The sequence below is a fragment of the Novosphingobium beihaiense genome, assembly GCF_022832375.1.
GTDB classification, from domain to species: domain Bacteria; phylum Pseudomonadota; class Alphaproteobacteria; order Sphingomonadales; family Sphingomonadaceae; genus Novosphingobium; species Novosphingobium beihaiensis.
The window spans coordinates 43,111-53,812 of sequence record NZ_JALHLG010000044.1 but is presented as its reverse complement, the minus strand read 5'-3'; the positions used below and the strand labels follow the sequence as shown (position 1 = coordinate 53,812).

10 protein-coding genes and 1 pseudogene are annotated in these 10,702 nt (G+C 66.2%); 9 read left to right on the top strand and 2 right to left on the bottom strand.

All coding sequences use genetic code 11. From position 1 onward, the window contains the following. The 6 genes and pseudogenes from MTR66_RS18305 to MTR66_RS18280 all read left to right on the top strand — a co-directional run. Positions 1–184, top strand: a pseudogene (locus MTR66_RS18305) (AAA family ATPase); the annotation flags it as partial. Positions 185–348: 164 nt separating this feature from the next. Next, complete coding sequence (locus MTR66_RS18300; RefSeq protein WP_243923660.1) at positions 349–1,677, top strand: DUF58 domain-containing protein; 1,329 nt, start codon at positions 349–351, stop codon at positions 1,675–1,677. Beyond that, positions 1,674–2,726 (top strand): stage II sporulation protein M, encoded by a 1,053-nt coding sequence (locus tag MTR66_RS18295; protein ID WP_243923658.1) that lies wholly within the window; start codon positions 1,674–1,676, stop codon positions 2,724–2,726. Before MTR66_RS18300 ends, MTR66_RS18295 begins: the two co-directional genes overlap by 4 nt. Then, on the top strand, positions 2,723–3,640 hold the full coding sequence (locus tag MTR66_RS18290; RefSeq protein WP_243923655.1) for an RDD family protein: 918 nt from the start codon (positions 2,723–2,725) through the stop codon (positions 3,638–3,640). The genes MTR66_RS18295 and MTR66_RS18290 overlap by 4 nt, the downstream gene beginning before the upstream one ends. Before the next feature lie 5 nt (positions 3,641–3,645). Beyond that, positions 3,646–4,113: a GNAT family N-acetyltransferase gene (locus MTR66_RS18285; RefSeq protein ID WP_243923653.1), complete on the top strand. Its 468-nt coding sequence runs from the start codon at positions 3,646–3,648 to the stop codon at positions 4,111–4,113. Beyond that, positions 4,113–4,625 carry a GNAT family N-acetyltransferase gene (locus MTR66_RS18280; protein WP_243923651.1) on the top strand — a complete coding sequence of 171 codons (513 nt, stop codon included), beginning with the start codon at positions 4,113–4,115 and terminating at the stop codon, positions 4,623–4,625. The genes MTR66_RS18285 and MTR66_RS18280 overlap by 1 nt, the downstream gene beginning before the upstream one ends. 97 nt (positions 4,626–4,722) lie before the next feature. On the opposite strand, the gene MTR66_RS18275 is transcribed toward MTR66_RS18280, so the two are convergent. Then, entirely contained in the window at positions 4,723–5,733 is a 1,011-nt protein-coding gene (locus MTR66_RS18275; RefSeq protein WP_243923649.1) for a zinc transporter ZntB, read from the bottom strand. A 75-nt stretch (positions 5,734–5,808) separates the two neighbouring features. Here MTR66_RS18275 and ispG point away from each other — a divergent pair, with 75 nt between their 5' ends. The 3 genes from ispG to MTR66_RS18260 are packed head-to-tail and all read left to right on the top strand — an operon-like array spanning position 5,809 to position 8,199. Further along, positions 5,809–6,930, top strand: a complete 1,122-nt coding sequence (ispG, locus tag MTR66_RS18270; RefSeq protein WP_243923647.1) for a flavodoxin-dependent (E)-4-hydroxy-3-methylbut-2-enyl-diphosphate synthase — start codon at positions 5,809–5,811, stop codon at positions 6,928–6,930. Further along, the gene (locus MTR66_RS18265; protein WP_243923645.1) at positions 6,927–7,637 is read left to right on the top strand and encodes a hypothetical protein; all 711 of its coding nucleotides are present in this window, start codon (positions 6,927–6,929) and stop codon (positions 7,635–7,637) included. Before ispG ends, MTR66_RS18265 begins: the two co-directional genes overlap by 4 nt. Before the next feature lie 40 nt (positions 7,638–7,677). Then, positions 7,678–8,199 (top strand): retropepsin-like aspartic protease family protein, encoded by a 522-nt coding sequence (locus MTR66_RS18260; RefSeq protein WP_243923643.1) that lies wholly within the window; start codon positions 7,678–7,680, stop codon positions 8,197–8,199. Positions 8,200–8,456: 257 nt separating this feature from the next. On the opposite strand, the gene MTR66_RS18255 is transcribed toward MTR66_RS18260, so the two are convergent. After that, positions 8,457–10,583 carry a putative bifunctional diguanylate cyclase/phosphodiesterase gene (locus MTR66_RS18255; RefSeq protein WP_243923641.1) on the bottom strand — a complete coding sequence of 709 codons (2,127 nt, stop codon included), beginning with the start codon at positions 10,581–10,583 and terminating at the stop codon, positions 8,457–8,459. Positions 10,584–10,702: the final 119 nt, after the last annotated feature.

The window sequence follows — 10,702 nt, the reverse complement described above, 5'->3', positions numbered from 1 at the left end:
CGGGGCCGCCCGCGCCCGCGCCGCGCTCGATGGCCGCGACTATGTCGTGCCCGACGACGTGAAAGCGCTCGCGGGCAGCGTGCTGCGCCACCGCCTGCTGCTGAGCCCGGCGGCCGAGATCGAGGGCAAGCAGGTCGAGCAGCTTGTCGAGCAACTGGTCGAACAGACCGAGGCGCCCCGGTAAGCTGTGACGGCCATGACCCAAGCCACCTTCCGTTCGTGTCGAGCCCTTCGGTACTCTCAGGATAAACTTCGGGCTGAAAGCCCGAAGTCGAGACACGGCAGCGCAATGCCAGCGTGTCTCGACTTCGCTCGACACGAACGGAGCTTGGGATTGGTTTTCGTTTTATGAGCCTCCGCTTCGCCCCGATCGTTCCCACCGCCCGCGCGGCCGCGCTGCTGGCGCTGGCGGCGCCAGTCGCGCTGGTGATCGGCGCGACGCGGCCGGACGCCTGGCTGATCGCGCCGCTGGCGGGGATCGCGGTGCTGGCGCTCATCGTGATCGATGCGCTGCTGGCGGGGCGGCTGGAGGACTTGCAGGTTCTGGTTCCGCATGATGTCGAAGTCGGCGCGGACCACGCCATCGCGGCGCACGTGCGGCTGGGCGGCGGGCGTCCTTCGGCCATGCAGGCGGCGCTGGCCTGCGATGCACGGCTGGCGCCTGGCGGACGGATGCTGTTCGATCTGACGCGGCAGGACGGAATGTGGCGCGGCGAAAGCCCGTTCAGCGCCTCGCGCCGGGGCACGGGGCAAGTGAGCCGCACCTGGCTGCGCTGGACCGGGCCGCTCGGGCTTGGCGCGCGCCAGTTGCAGGGCAATCTGGAAGAGGAGGTGCGCGTCTGGCCGAACATCGCCGCCGCCCGCTCCCCGGCCTTGCAGACGTTCCTCAAGGATGCGCAGTTCGGCCTCATCGCCCGGCGCATCCGGGGTGAGGGCACGCAGTTCGAATCGCTTGCCGAATATCAGCCGGGCATGGACCGGCGCCGGATCGACTGGAAAGCCTCGGCCCGCCACGTCCACCTCTACGCCAAGGAATACGAGACCGAGCGCAACAATCAGATCGTCTTCGCCTTCGATTGCGGCCGCGCGATGTGCGAGCCGATCGAGGGCATGCCGAGGATGGACCGCGCGGTCTCCGCCGCGCTGGCAACGGCCTATGTGGCGCTCAAGGGCGGGGACCGGGTCTCGCTGTTCGGCTTTGCCGCGCGGCCCGAAGTCTCCACCCCTTTCGTCGCCGCATCGAACGAGTTCCACCGCTTGCAGCGCGCCGCCGCCGAGCTGGAATACCGCGCCGAAGAGCCCAATTTCACCCTCGCACTGGCCACACTGGCAGGCCGCTTGCAGCGCCGCTCGCTGATCGTGGTGTTCTCGGACTTCACTGATCTCACCAGCGCGGACCTGATGATCGAAAGCATCGCCCGGCTGGTGAAGCGCCATGTCGTGCTCTTCGTGACGATGGCGGACAACGAGCTGGAAACGCTCTCCGCCGCCGCGCCCGACGATCTGGAAGTCCTGTCCGAGGCCGTCTCGGCCGACCTGCTGCTGCGCCAGCGCGCATTGGTGACCGGACGGCTGCGCCAGCTCGGCGTCGATGTGATCGAGGCGCCGTTCGACCGGATCGGCACGCGCCTGCTCGACGCCTACCTTGAAATCAAACGCTCGGGAGCGATCGGATGAACGCGGCTGTTGCCACCCCTTCCGCCATCGAAAGCGCCGCCCTGCGTTCCGACCGCTTCCGGCTGGAGCGCGAGGCGGACTGGAAACGGCTGGAGACGATCGTCACCCGCATGGAAAAGGGCCGCCTGCGCGGCATTTCCGACGAGGATCTGCTGGCTCTGCCCGGGCTTTACCGCACCGTGGCCTCCAGCCTGTCGATCGCGCGCGAGACTTCGCTCGACGCGGCAACGCTGGGCTATCTGGAAGCACTGGTGCAGCGCGCGTGGTTCGTCGTCTACGGGCCGCGCTCGTCGCTGTGGGAATGGCTGCGCGGCTTTCTCGGCGGCGGCTGGAGCGCGGCAGTGCGCGCGATCGGGTTCGATATCCTGATTGCCTTTGCCGTGATGGTGGCAGGCGCCGTGGTCGGCTGGCTGCTGGTGAGCCACGATCCCGAATGGTACTTCGCGCTGGTGGGCAAGGACATGGCAGGCACGCGCGTGCCGGGCGCCAGCGCCAAAGTCCTGCACGATACGCTGTTCGCGCCGCAGCAGAAGGACGGCCTCAGCATTTTCGCGGCGCAACTGTTCAGCAACAATGCGCAAGTTTCGATCCTCGCCTTTGCGCTGGGCTTTGCCTTCGGCGTGCCTTCGCTGCTGCTGCTGGTGCACAATCTGGCGGTGCTGGGCGCGATGGCCTGGGTCTATCATCAGGTGGGGCTGACCGTGGACTTCGCCGGGTGGATCGCGGTGCACGGCACGACGGAGCTGTTCGCGATCCTGCTGGCGGGCGCGGCGGGCCTGCACATCGGCCGCTCGATCGCCTTTCCGGGGAACCGCCCGATCCTGCAGGCCACCGCCGAGGCCGGGCGGCGCGCGGCGCTGGTGATGACCGGAGTGGTGCTGATGCTGGTGGTGGCCGCGCTGCTTGAGGGCTTCGCCCGCCAGCTCGTGAACGAGACGCTGGGCCGCTTCGCCATCGGCGGTTTCATGCTGCTGCTGTGGAGCGCCTATTTCTTCGCCTTTCGCGGCAATGCCGGGCCGCGCAAGGCCCGGCGGCGGGCGCGGGCATGAGTGCGGTTCCCACCCGCCTGCGCCGGTCGCACAAGGACCGTATGCTGGTGACGCCGGAAGGGATCGCGTTGCCCGTCGCCGTCGCCAGCCGGGGCGCGCGGCTGGGGGCGCTGCTGCTCGATCTGCTGATTATCGTGGTGCTGATCGTGGGCAGCACGGTCGCGCTGTTCTCGATCGCGGGCGGCATGGTTTCGATGCAGGACGCGATCCGCAGCAATTCGGCCATTGGGCATGCGCTGCAATTCTTGCTGATCGTGTGGATCGTGATCATGTTCCTTTTCCGCAACGCCTATTTCCTGTTCTTCGAACTGGGCCCGCGCGGGGCGACGCCGGGCAAGCGGCTGATGGGCATCCGCATCGCCGCGCGCGACGGCGGGCGGCTGTCCGCGGAAATGGTGATCGCGCGCAATCTGCTGCGCGATATCGAACTGTTCCTGCCGATCGTGTTCCTGCTATCCGTCGGCGCGGACAGCGGCTGGGCCTGGCTGGCCGCGACCGGCTGGTTCCTGATTTTCATGCTGTTCCCGCTGTTCAACCGCGACGGGCTGCGCGCAGGGGACGTGATCGCCGGCTCCTGGGTGCTCGAACGCCCGCGCCAGAAGCTGGAAGCGGCGATGTCGCTGGAACGGGAGCGCACGGACGAAAGCGGCGCCGCGCGCAAGACCTATCAGTTCGCCGAAGAGGAGCTGGCGGTCTACGGCGAATTCGAATTGCAGGCGCTCGAACGCGTGCTGCGCGAAAACCGCGAGCAATCGATCGAGACGGTCTACCAGACGATAGCCGGAAAGATCGGCCGCACCGACGGCTGGAACGACGAGAAGGCGTTCCTCGAAGCCTACTACACCCAGTTGCGGGCGCGGCTGGAAAGCGGCATGCGGATGGGCCGCCGCAAGGCCGACAAGTTTTCCGGATAGGGACGATGATCGAAAATCTGCGAATCGAGCCTGACGATCTGACGGGCGAGGCCGTGCTGGCCCTGCTGCAACTGCACCTCGATGAGATGCAGCAGTGGTCGCCCGCCTGCAAGGTGCACGCCATGCCCGCCGAACGGCTGCGCGAACCGGACGTGCTGTTCTTCTCCGCCTGGGATGGCGAAACCCTCGCTGGGTGCGGCGCGATCAAGCATCTGGATGCGCATCACGGCGAGCTGAAATCGATGCGCGCCGCGCCGGACTATCGCGGCAAGGGCGTGGGCAAGGCGATCCTGCTGCGCCTGCTCGAAGAGGCCAGCACGCGCGGCTACAAGCGGGTGAGCCTCGAAACCGGCCGCCCCGAACCGTTTCAGGCCGCGCACGCGCTCTACCGCGCCCATGACTTTGCCGAGTGCCCGCCGTTCGGCGACTATGTCTCCGATGATTTCTCTCTGTGCATGACGAAGGAACTCTAATGGAATTGCGCCCGGCCACCCCCGCCGATGCGGCCGCGCTCGCCGAGCTGGGCGCGCGGAGTTTTATCGTGAAGTTCGGCCATCTCTACCGGACGGAGGATCTGGAAAACTTCCTCTCCGAATCGCACACCGAGGCAAAGGCGGCGAAGGAAATCGCCGATCCGCAGATGCGGGTGATGCTGGCCGAGACCGGCGGCAAGCTGCTGGGATACTGCAAGCTGGTGATGATCTGCGGCTGGCCCGAGCATGCGCGGGGACAGGCGGCGATCGAGCTCAAGCAGCTCTATACCGATCCCGACGCAACCGGGCAGGGCATCGGCGCGCGGCTGATGGACTGGGCACTGGAAGAGGCGGGCCGTTTCGGCGCCGACGAGATCCAGCTCTCGGTCTATTCGGACAATCCCGGAGCGCAGAAGTTCTACCGCCGCTACGGGTTCGAAAAGGCGGCTGACATCCACTTCATGGTCGGCGAGCAGCGCGACGAGGAATTCCTGTTCGCCCGGATGGTGTGACGCGACAGACCTGAGGCCTGAATCGGAGCCCGCTCATCCTGAGCTTGTCGAAGGATGTTTGCCCCTCCTTTTCAGCTGGCTGCTTGCAGTCGCCGTGTCAGAACCACTTGAGCTTCTTGGCGATCAGCAGTTCGAGCGCGAAGAGGACGAAGCACAGGCCAACGATGATCCAGAACCCGTGGCTGCCCGGGCTGGTGAGCGGGATATCGCCCACATTGATGCCCAAGAGGCCAGTGATGAAGCTCAGCGGCAGGAAAATGCCCGCGACGATCGTCAGCATGTTCTGCGTGCGCTCGGTGCTGGCGGCGGCGCGGGCGCGGATGTCGTCCTGCAGCACCAGCGCGCTTTCCTTGCTGATGTCGAGATCGTCCAGATAACGCCGCAGCCGGTCGATGGTCTCGGCGATCTCGCGCCGGTCGTGATCCTCGAACCAATCGGGCGCGTTGTTGGCAATCGCCAGCAAGGCTTCGTGCTGGGGGGACATATGGCGCTTGAGGCCAAGGCAATTGCGCCGGATCGTGGCGATCTTGCTCAGCACGGCGTCGGTATCGTCTTCCGGATCGCCCTCTTCCAGTTCGTCTATCGCCTCGTTCATGTCGATGATCGAGTGGCTCATGCGGTCGATCAGGTGTTCGGTGAGCGAGGTGATCAGCGAGCCGACATCGACCGGCCCGGTTCCGGCATCGACTTCGTTGCAGGTCATGCGCGGGGTCTGCAGCGGCATGCGCCGCAAAGTGACGATTCGCCTGCCGTCGCTCCATAGCTGCATCGAAAGCATGTCTTCCGGCTCGGCACCGGGATTGAAGTTGATGCCGCGCAGAGTGGCGACAAGCGTGTTCCCGTCGCGGAATGCGCGCGGGCGGGTGGCATCGCTGGTCAGCAGTTCGGCGGTGGGCTCGGGGATGCGGAGGCAATCCTGCAGCCATTGCTGGACGCCTTCGTGTGTGCGCAGCAGATGGACCCACAGCACTTCGCCCGGCTGTGCAGGCTGCCAATGCGGCACGTCTGCCCATCCGATCGGCCGCCCGCCGCCCTTGCCGTCGAGCACGCGGCCGAACAGCAGCGGCAGGGCCTCGTCGCTCTCGTCTGTCGGGACCGTCTCGTTCATGCCCCCTGCATGCCCGAAAAACAGGCGGGCGCAAACCGGCTTCAAACCGTCACGCCAAGCGCCTATAGGGGCGCCATGTCCTCGATCAGACCCTGGCGCGATATCGAGCGCCGCAAGAGCCGGCAGATCATGGTCGGCAGCGTGCCCGTCGGCGGCGATGCCCCGATCACGGTGCAGACCATGACCAATACCCCCACCTCCGACGCGAAGGCGACGATCGGCCAGATCCGCCGCTGCGAGGATGCCGGGGCGGACCTGATTCGCGTCTCCTGCCCCGATGTGGAAAGCACGGCGGCGCTGCGCGAGATCGTGAAGGCGGCGCAAGTGCCGCTGATCGCCGACATCCATTTCCACTACAAGCGCGCGCTCGAAGCCGCCGATGCAGGCGCGGCCTGCCTGCGCATCAACCCCGGCAATATCGGCTCGGACGAACGCGTGGCCGAAGTGGTGCGCGCGGCCAAGGCCAATGGCTGCGCGATCCGCATCGGCGTCAATGCAGGCAGCCTTGAGAAGGATCTGCTCGAAAAATACGGCGAGCCATGCCCCGAAGCGCTGGTCGAATCCGCCCTCGATCACATCAAGCTGCTGCAGGACCACGATTTCCACGAATACAAGGTGGCCGTGAAGGCCAGCGACGTGTTCCTGGCGGTCGCGGCCTATCAGGGACTGGCCGATGCCGTGGATTGCCCGCTGCATCTGGGCATCACCGAGGCGGGCGGGCTGATCGGCGGCACCGTGAAGAGCGCCATCGGCATCGGCAACATGCTGTGGGCCGGGATTGGCGACACCTTGCGCGTCTCGCTCTCGGCCGAGCCGGAAGAGGAAGTGCGCGTCGGCTTCGAGATCCTGAAGGCGCTGGGCCTGCGCACGCGCGGCGTGCGCGTCGTCTCCTGCCCCTCCTGCGCGCGGCAGGGTTTCGATGTGATCCGCACGGTGGAGGCGCTGGAGGCCCGCTTGCAGCACATCAAGACCCCGCTCTCGCTTTCGGTGCTGGGCTGCGTGGTCAATGGCCCCGGCGAAGCGCGCGAGACCGATATCGGCCTTACCGGCGGTGGCAACGGCAAGCACATGGTCTATCTTTCGGGCGTGACCGATCATCACGTCCAGAGCGAGGACATGCTCGATCACATCGTCGCGCTGGTGGAAGCCAAAGCCGCCGAGATCGAAGCGGCAGAAGTGGCTGAGGCCGCCGAGTGAAGGCTCTGGGCAGGGAGCTGCGGCGCTTCCTCGTCTGCCTGTGTGACGGTGTCAGCTTGTTCTGGCTGGCGCCTGCGATCCCCTTGCTGGCGGCCGTGTTCGAATTTGCGCAGCATGTGGTGGAAATCCGGATCGGCTTGCTGGCTAGCCGGGAGAGTTTCAAGGCCCTGGCGTTCGATCCGCAGCGCATGGCCTTTGGTTATCCCAAGATCGCCGCCGTGTGGCTGTCCATGCTTCTGGCGTCGCGGTTCTGGGCGAACCGGGCCGCGGGAAGGGCCTGGTGGAGCTTTGCTACGGTCGCATGGCGCCCGTTCTGCCTGGGCATGGCACTGACATTGATCCTCTCGATTCCGATGTTGCCGGGACTGGGGTTGCCACCGGCAATCTACCTTGCGGTCAGTCTGGTGACGCTGCTGGCGACGATCCCGGTCATGGTGCTGGTCATGGCGGGCCTGCTGGGAGACCGGGATGCCACGCTGGCTGGCGTCTTTCGCCATGGCTGGGGCAAGGGGTTGCGCATTTTCGCATTCACGATGCTGGCGGCTGTCCCCTTGCAGATCCTGCATCAGGCCGATCACGTCTGGGCTTTCGGCAAAGCGGCACCCGTGGTTTGGGCGCTCATGACGTTCGATGCGCTGCTGGTGGGGGCAATGGCCGCCATCGTGGGCACTGCGGTCCATCATGGCTACGCGCCGCCCGATCTTTAACCGCACCTAAGCGAATCGGGCGTAGGCTTTGCCCATGCGCATGGGCCCTCTCATCCTGCTGATCGCTGCCGCCGCCGGTATCGGCTGGTTCGCTCCGGACCTTACGGTCTCCCCGCAGACCGCACCCAAACCGGCCGAGGCGGCGCCCGGCAGCGGCCAGGCGGGAACCCGCGCCGCCGCTGCGGCGGTTGCGGACGAAACCGTCCTTTCCCGCCAGAGCGACGGGCATTTCTATGCACGGGCGGATATCAATGCCCATTCGACCCGGTTCCTGATCGACACCGGCGCCTCGATGATCGCGCTCACCGGGGCGGATGCCCAAGCCATCGGCCTGCACTGGGATCCCTCGGAGCTGCGCCCGGTGGGGCAAGGCGCCAGCGGCATCGTCTATGGCGTGCCGGTGCGGCTGGAGCATGTTGAACTTGGGGCCTATGGCGCCCGCGGTGTCAGCGCGGTGATCGTTCCCAAGGGGCTGGGCGTGTCGCTGCTCGGCCAGTCGTTTCTTGCCCGCATACCCAGCGTGAGCATTGCTGGCGACCGGATGACCCTGGGCGGAGGCTGACTGGCCTGCGCGGGGAGCCGGTTCAGGCGAAGCAGCCCGCCAGTCCCGCAAGGCCGGACCAGATCACGAAAGCGCTCATGCCGATGACCGAGGCCATGGCGGCGTGGGTGACTTTCGATTCAGGGGGGATCATTCCGGTTCGAACCTTGCGGGATGGGGGGTAAAGCGCAGATAGGCGCCTGCGTGCGAAAAGCCCACGCCACTTGTCGATCCGTGTCCGCTGCCGGTCGAGAGAGGGGCTCGTGCGTGAAGTGCGCTCAACTCGTGCCCTGGGTGCCCCAGATCGCCTTGCGCCCGATAGTGGAGGTGAAGGCCGGGACGCAGACCTTGCCGTCGCGCGGACCGATCGGCGTGCGGATCGTGCTCGCTTCGAAATCTGGCGGCAGACCGGCGCTGATCAGGTCATAGGGCGAGATCCGGGTGCGGGTGCACAGGCCGCCGGTGCCGTCGTTCACCAGCGTCTTGTCGAATTCGAGCCCGAGCTTGTCGCCGGTGATGCGGCGGACGGTCGCGACTTCGAGCTGTCCCTCGCCAAAATAGACCACGAAGCGGGTGCCGACGGGGACATCCTCCAGCCCCTCGATCAGCGCACCGGTGGTCGAGAGATTGCGCAGTACGACCGGGTAGTAGAAGTCCTCGTGAATGGCACCGATCCAGCGGAACAGCGAAACGCGGTCCTGCCGCTGGCATGCCGGGCCCTCGGGCTCGATGCCCCAGTCGGTCTGGCGTGCGCCGTCGAGGAAGGCTTCGGGCTGCAGCGGGCGCGAATAGATGTAGCCTTGCACCTGGCTGACGCCCAGTTCGCGCATGAGATCGAGCTGATCGTGTGTCTCGATGCCTTCGGCAGTGGTCTCCATCTCCAGCGCCTGCGCCAGGGCGACGATGGCGGCGATGATGGCCCGGTTGCGCGATCCGGTCTGGGTCGCGCCTTTGACGAAGCTCTGGTCGATCTTGATCTTGTCGAACGGCGCGCTCTTGAGATAGCCGAGTGAGGAATAGCCGGTGCCGAAATCGTCGAGCGCGAGGCGCACGCCCAGCGCTTTGAGGGTCTTGAAACGCGCATCGGCCTCGTCGCCCTGCGCCAGGAACACGCCTTCGGTGATTTCCAGTTCGAGCCGGTCCGGATCGAGGCCGGAGGCGGCGAGGGCCTGCGTCACCGAGGCTGGAAAGCCGGGATCGCTGAAATGGGTGGGGGAGATGTTCACGGCGACCCGCAGCGCGCGTGGCCATTGCGCGGCCTCCATGCAGGCGGTGCGCAGAACCCAGTCGCCGATGCGGCGGATCAGGGCCGATTCCTCGGCGATCGGGATGAACAGTGAAGGGCTGATCTGGCCCTGTTCCGGGTGGTTCCAACGGATCAGCGCTTCGGCGCCGGTTACGGCATGGGTGCTGCATTGCACGATGGGCTGATAGTGCAGTACGAACTCGCCGCGATTGATGGCGTCGTGCAGGTCTTCCTCAAGCTGGCGCCGGTCCTCGGCCGCAGTCAGCAGTTCGCGCGAGAAGAAGCGGAAGGCGCCGCGTCCGCCGTGCTTGGCGGCATAGAGCGCCAGGTCGGCATTGCGCAGGAGTTCGTCGGTTTCGGTGCCGTCGAACGGACTGATGGCGATTCCCACAGAGGCGCCGATAATGCAGCGGCTGCCTTCGACCGAATAGGGTTGCGAGATCATGGCGATGATGCGCTCTGCCAGGTTGCCGAGATCGCCGCGGTCCTCGACATCGGGCAGCAGCACCTGGAATTCGTCGCCGCCCAGGCGGCAGACCGTCTCGGGGTCTTTCAGGATCGTCAGCAGCCGCTCGGAGACCTGCTTGAGCAGGGCGTCGCCTGCCGAGTGGCCCAGCGTATCGTTGACCTGCTTGAAACGGTCGAGGTCGATCAGCAGCGTCGCGCAGGGGCGCTTGTGCGGGCGGTAGGCGCTCAGCGTGCGTTCGATCTTGCGCGTCATCTGCCGCCGGTTGAGCAGGCCGGTCAGCGGATCGTGCATCGCCGCCTTGGCGTTTTCCTCGGCAATACGGCGGTCGTCGGTGATTTCGGAACAGATGCCGGAAAAGCCGGTGAAGTGCTGCGCATTGTCGAACTGGGCTTCTCCCGACAGCAGCCACCAGCGCCGGTTTTCCTCCTGCCCGGTGCAGACCGCAAGCCGTTCGAAGCGGGAACGGCGCGACAGGGCGAAGCGCAGGCTGCGCCCGCTTTCGCCCGCATCGTCGATCTGCATGAACAGCGCGGTCAGCGGCTGCCCGAATGCCGAACCCGGATCGGGCAGGCGGGTCATCGCCTTGCCGGAGAGGTGCAGGACGTTACCGTCCGTGTCCGTGGACCAGAAGCCGATGCCATCGAGGTTCTCGACGATCCGGCAGAAGGACAAGGCTTGCGCAGACGACATGGCCGATTGCGCCGTAAATTCGCCGTTGCTGCGCGGCGCGCTCCTTTTGGCGATGCGCGCGATATTCCAAGCCATCTTTGCCAGCTTCAGTTCCCAATGAGGAACACCGCCTATAGCGG

Excerpts from the sequence above, each read along its gene's own strand:
- MTR66_RS18260 (WP_243923643.1), top strand. The coding sequence starts at position 7,678 with ATGGGCCCTCTCATCCTGCTGATCGCTGCCGCCGCCGGTATCGGCTGG.
- MTR66_RS18285 (WP_243923653.1), top strand. The coding sequence starts at position 3,646 with ATGATCGAAAATCTGCGAATCGAGCCTGACGATCTGACGGGCGAGGCC.
- MTR66_RS18280 (WP_243923651.1), top strand. The coding sequence starts at position 4,113 with ATGGAATTGCGCCCGGCCACCCCCGCCGATGCGGCCGCGCTCGCCGAG.
- MTR66_RS18290 (WP_243923655.1), top strand. The coding sequence starts at position 2,723 with ATGAGTGCGGTTCCCACCCGCCTGCGCCGGTCGCACAAGGACCGTATG.
- MTR66_RS18295 (WP_243923658.1), top strand. The coding sequence starts at position 1,674 with ATGAACGCGGCTGTTGCCACCCCTTCCGCCATCGAAAGCGCCGCCCTG.
- MTR66_RS18300 (WP_243923660.1), top strand. The coding sequence starts at position 349 with ATGAGCCTCCGCTTCGCCCCGATCGTTCCCACCGCCCGCGCGGCCGCG.
- MTR66_RS18275 (WP_243923649.1), bottom strand. The coding sequence starts at position 5,733 with ATGAACGAGACGGTCCCGACAGACGAGAGCGACGAGGCCCTGCCGCTG.
- MTR66_RS18255 (WP_243923641.1), bottom strand. The coding sequence starts at position 10,583 with ATGTCGTCTGCGCAAGCCTTGTCCTTCTGCCGGATCGTCGAGAACCTC.
- ispG (WP_243923647.1), top strand. The coding sequence starts at position 5,809 with ATGTCCTCGATCAGACCCTGGCGCGATATCGAGCGCCGCAAGAGCCGG.